Source organism: Gelidibacter sp., assembly GCF_039916245.1.
In the GTDB taxonomy this organism is placed as follows: Bacteria; Bacteroidota; Bacteroidia; order Flavobacteriales; family Flavobacteriaceae; genus Gelidibacter.
Map to the genome: position 1 here is coordinate 1 of NZ_JBDSLS010000265.1, position 4,732 is coordinate 4,732.

3 protein-coding genes are annotated in these 4,732 nt (G+C 39.3%); 2 read left to right on the forward strand and 1 reads right to left on the reverse strand.

The genetic code is table 11. The features are described 5' to 3' along the window. The coding region (locus ABIQ28_RS13675) for a beta-ketoacyl-ACP synthase III (RefSeq protein ID WP_348038244.1) at positions 1-962 on the reverse strand (962 nt) is incomplete at its 3' end. A gap of 176 nt (positions 963-1,138) precedes the next feature. Between ABIQ28_RS13675 and ABIQ28_RS13680 the strand changes: the two genes are divergently transcribed. Together ABIQ28_RS13680 and htpG are read left to right on the forward strand one after the other, a co-directional pair. After that, entirely contained in the window at positions 1,139-3,589 is a 2,451-nt protein-coding gene (locus ABIQ28_RS13680; RefSeq protein ID WP_348038246.1) for a prolyl oligopeptidase family serine peptidase, read from the forward strand. Between the two features lie 170 nt (positions 3,590-3,759). Then, a partial coding sequence (htpG, locus tag ABIQ28_RS13685) for a molecular chaperone HtpG (protein WP_348038248.1) occupies positions 3,760-4,732 on the forward strand: 973 nt, incomplete at its 3' end.

Consider the following 4,732-nt stretch of genomic DNA (forward strand, 5'->3'; position numbering starts at 1 on the left):
GCCAATACCACCAAATCGCCATCTTTTATTCTACCTTCTTCCCACGCTTCTGAAAGGGCAATAGGAATGGATGCCGCTGTAGTGTTGCCATATTTTTGGATATTGTTGAACACTTGATCATCAGTTAAATCGAATTTTTTCTGAATGAATTGTGAAATCCTCAAATTAGCCTGATGTGGAATAAGGAGGTCAATCGATTCCTTCTTCAGATTGTTTTTTACCAAGCCCTCAATGATCACTTCACTGAATCTCACCACAGCATGTTTAAATACAAATTGGCCATTCATATAGGGGAAGTAGCTTAAATCGTCAGGGTTATTTTCTTCAATAATATCGGTTACCCAACGTGTGCCCATTCCTGGAGCTTCCGTGGCCAATTCCAAAGCATGTTTTCCTTCAGAATGTAGATGCGTCGACAATATCCCTTTGGTATTGTCTTCTTCACGTGTCAACACCGCTGCTCCTGCACCATCGCCGAAAATGACGGAAATATTTCGACCTCTCGTGGTTTTATCAATTCCGTGCGATTGCAATTCGGAACCAATGACCAAGATGTTTTTATACATCCCCGTTTTTATAAACTGATCTGCCACAGAAACCGCATACACAAATCCTGAACACTGATTACGTACATCTAAAGCGCCAATCGTCCCAATATCCAAAGCTTCTTGGATTTGAACGCCTGGGCCAGGAAAATAATAGTCTGGACTCAACGTCGCAAAAATGATAAAATCAATCTCATCCTTATCTAAGCCTGAATGTGCAATCGCCCTTTTAGCAGCTGTTAACCCCATGGTAAAGGTGGTCTCCTTATCTTCTGGCTTTGCCCAACGGCGCTCTTTGATACCGGTACGTTCTTGGATCCACTCGTCATTGGTGTCGATTATCTTAGATAAATCATCATTAGTAACCACATTATCAGGAACGTAATGCCCTAAACCAATTATTTTGGAGTTATACATAAGTCAATTTGTTTAGTATTAATTTGTTTCGCAATTTAAACAATATCCACAGTATTCATAAAAATACCGATTTTAAATACTTAAGCTGGGGTAATTCGCCGCTTTTTAACATTTAATTGAGAATGCCTTCTAGGGTTTTAAGTATTTTTAGCGCTTTAACTAATTTAAAATCTATTATGAGAGCATTATTATTGAGTTTATTCTTGATGCTGTCCATATTTAGCTATGGACAAGTCAATTTATCCTATCAAAAACCGGATCAAAGTATCCTTAATCTAGCAGAAGCGCCCTTGGCCCCACGCATCAGTATGGATCGTCAAGGTGAAAACATTATTTTTCTTTATAGAAGCAATTATAAAAGCATCGACGAACTTTCAGAAACTGAATTGCGTCTCGGCGGTCTGAGAATAAATCAGGTAACGAATATTGGCAGCAGAACGACTTATTACACCGACTTTAAGATCAGAAATGGCCGCGAAGGCGATCCTCAAAACATTGCAGGAATGCCAGAAAACGGTCGTTTTGCCTATTTATCCTGGTCTCCAAACCAACAATACGCTGCCTTTACCAATACCACTTCAAAAGGAGTCGAACTATGGTATATAGATGTCAAGACTGGTCAAGCAAAAAAACTGACTAACGACAATCTTAATGCTAATATGGGCCGACCTTACACGTGGTCAAAAGACAGCAAATACTTGTTGGTGCAAACGCTTCCGGCTTCAAAAAAACAATTGATCGATCCAAAAGAAGCCGTGCCTGCGGGCCCAACAATATCGGTGAGCGAAGCTGGCGTAAAAGCACAAAACAGAACCTACCAAGATTTATTGGCCAACCCTAATGACGAATATAATTTTGAGCAATTAGCGTTGTCTGACATTCAAAAAGTAGATCTTAACGGGATTGCGAGCAATTGGAAATCGACAGACATCTATCAAAATCTAAACTTCTCTCCTGATGGCAAATATGTGATGATCACTACCATCAACAAACCGTTTTCTTATTTAGTACCTTATACCAGATTCCCATCGACCACTACTATTTATGATGCGAATGGTACATTGATCAAAAAAGTATTGGAAGTTCCACTTATTGAAGACTTACCTCAAGGCTTTATGGCTGAACGTACAGGAATGCGTGGTTTGAACTGGCGTAACGATCATCCGGCAACTTTGGTGTGGACGGAAGCTTTAGACGGTGGTGACCCTGCCCAGGACGTTCCGTTCAGAGATGAAGTATTTCAACAAAAAGCACCATTTACGGCTAAAAAACAATCCATTTTAAAAACTAAGGATCGTTTTGCTGGAATCCGTTGGGGTAACGAAAATACCGCAATTGCTTTTGACAGATGGTGGAATAGCAGAAATACAAGAACCTATCTGTTTGATCCTTCCAACGCAAGTAAAGCACCTAAAGTACTTTCTGACAGAAATTATCAAGATGTTTATAGCGATCCAGGAAGCTTTGTAAGCACCTTGAACGACTTTGATGAATCAGTATTAGACCTTAATGATGGGAAAGTTTATCTCATTGGCGATGGTTACAGTGCTGAAGGCAAGTTTCCGTTTATAGACGAAATGAATCTGAAGTCTCAAAAAACAGTCCGTTTATACCATTCTAAGGAAACGGATAGAGTTGAGAACATTACGTCTGCATTAAATGCTAAGGCAGGAGAATTTATAGTTCAGTTGGAGTCGAAAAATGAATACCCAAACTATTATATCAGAAACATTAAAAAGCGCATCGCACTTCAGCCGTTAACGCAGTTTGAAAATCCATTCAAAAGCTTACAAGATGTGCATAAAGAAGTGATCAGCTATAAACGTGATGATGGATTGCCACTTACAGGCATCTTATATCTGCCAACCGATTATAAAAAAGGTGAAAAATACCCGATGATCATGTGGGCTTATCCTCGTGAATATAAAGACAAAAACAGTGCCGCTCAAAGCACATCCAACTCTAACGAATTTACCTATCCTTCTTATGGTTCGCCGGTATATTGGGTGACCAGAGGTTATGTGGTGTTGGATGCTGCAGCATTCCCGATTGTGGGTGAAGGCGATGACCAACCTAACGATAGCTTTATCAAGCAATTGGTAGGTAACGCCAAAGCAGCTATTGATGCAGTTGATGCGATGGGTTATATTGACAGCGACCGTGTAGCTGTTGGTGGACATTCCTACGGTGCGTTTATGACCGCCAACTTATTATCTCATTCCAATTTATTTGCTGCAGGGATTGCACGAAGTGGCGCCTATAACAGAACCTTGACGCCTTTCGGATTTCAAAGTGAAGAGCGTAACTATTGGGAAGCTCCAGAAGTGTACAACACCATGTCGCCTTTTCAAAATGCGCACACCATGAAAACACCTTTATTGCTGATCCATGGTGAAGCCGATAACAATTCAGGCACCTATCCAATGCAAAGTGAGCGTTATTTCAATGCCTTAAAAGGTTTGGGTGCACCAGTAAGATTGGTGATGTTGCCGAAAGAAAGCCATGGTTATGCCGCTAAGGAATCCATTATGCACATGCTTTGGGAACAAGACCAATGGCTGGAAACCTACGTAAAGAACAAAAAGAAAGACGCTCCTATTCAAACAAAAGAGACGCTTAAAAAATAAATTTTTTATCCGAATTTTGAAAAAGCCATTCTACCACAGAATGGCTTTTTTTATGCCATCTTGTCACAATGCTACACTTGGCATTTTTGTTGACTATTAGGATGTATTAGAAATTTAAGTTTAACACAATAAGATTCCCGCCTTCGAGGGAAGAACAAAATTTATAAATTATGACAAAAGGAAGCATTAATGTATCGGTGGAAAATATTTTTCCATTAATTAAGAAGTTCTTATACAGTGACCACGAAATCTTTTTACGTGAGTTAGTGAGTAACGCTACAGACGCCACTTTAAAACTAAAGCATCTTACCAATATTGGCGAAGCCACTGTGGAATATGGCAACCCAATAATTGAAGTTAAAATTGATAAGGAAGGTAAAAAACTTCATATCATTGATCAAGGACTTGGAATGACGGCTGAAGAAGTTGAAAAATACATCAACCAAATCGCTTTCTCAGGCGCTGAAGAATTCTTGGACAAATATAAAGATGCTGGAAAAGATTCAGGAATCATCGGACATTTTGGTTTAGTCTTCTACTCCGCTTTTATGGTGGCTGAAAAAGTCGAAATCATTACCAAATCTTATAAAGAAGGAACCGAAGGTGCACGTTGGACTTGTGATGGCTCGCCAGAATTCACTTTAGAACCAGATGCCAAAACCGATCGTGGTACAGAAATCGTACTTCACATTGCTGAAGATTCCTTAGAGTTTTTAGAAGAATCAAGGATCCGTGAACTCTTGACCAAATACAACAAGTTCATGCCTATTCCAATTAAATTTGGAACTAAGGAAGTCAATGATCCAGACCACAAACCTGAGATTACAAAAGATAAAGACGGCAAAGAAAAAACTGCTCCACCAAAGAAAATTACGGTTGACAACATCATCAACAATCCTAATCCAGCATGGACCAAACAACCAAATGAATTAGAAGATAAGGATTACAACTCGTTTTACCGAGAATTGTATCCAATGCAGTTTGAAGAGCCATTATTCCACATTCATTTGAATGTTGATTACCCTTTCAACCTGACTGGAATTTTATATTTCCCAAAAATGTCGGGCGATTTGAATATCCAAAAGGATAAAATTCAATTGTACCAAAATCAAGTATTCGTAACTGATAATGTAGAAGGTATCG

What these genes read in the sequence shown, in the direction of transcription:
- ABIQ28_RS13680 (WP_348038246.1), top strand. Translation starts at nt 1,139, where the DNA reads ATGAGAGCATTATTATTGAGTTTATTCTTGATGCTGTCCATATTTAGC.